The organism is Mesorhizobium waimense, from assembly GCF_003601975.1.
GTDB classification, from domain to species: Bacteria; Pseudomonadota; Alphaproteobacteria; order Rhizobiales; family Rhizobiaceae; genus Mesorhizobium; species Mesorhizobium waimense.
In genome coordinates this window covers 1-424 of sequence record NZ_QZWZ01000223.1, presented here as the reverse complement: position 1 = coordinate 424, position 424 = coordinate 1, and the positions used below count along the sequence as shown (strand labels likewise).

Below are 424 nucleotides of genomic sequence, written 5' to 3'. Positions count from 1 at the left end.
CCTGCATCCAGCTCTCGAAATTGCTGGCGGCCATGTTCTTGATGGGCACCTGCGCGAGGTTGAGGCCGATCACCGCGACCACCGCGCCCGTCACCACGGGCGGCATGCAGCGCTCGATCCAGCCCGTGCCCACGGCCTGCACGATGGCGCCGATCAGGGTGTAGACCAGGCCGCAGGCGATGATGCCGCCCAGCGCCACGGCCATGTTGGCGTTCGGGCCCGGGCCGGTGTAGCCGCTGGCGGCGATCACCACGCCGATGAAGGCGAAGCTCGAACCCAGGTAGCTCGGCACGCGGCCGCCCGTGACGAGGAAGAAGATCAGCGTGCCCAGGCCGCTCATCAGGATCGCGACGTTCGGATCGAAACCCATGAGGATGGGCGCGAGCACGGTGGCGCCGAACATGGCGATCACGTGCTGCACGCC

At 68.4% G+C, this 424-nt stretch carries 1 protein-coding gene; it reads right to left on the bottom strand.

All coding sequences use genetic code 11. The annotated features are described in order from the left end of the window. A partial coding sequence (locus D3227_RS40735; protein ID WP_281035089.1) for a solute carrier family 23 protein occupies positions 1–424 on the bottom strand: 424 nt, incomplete at both ends.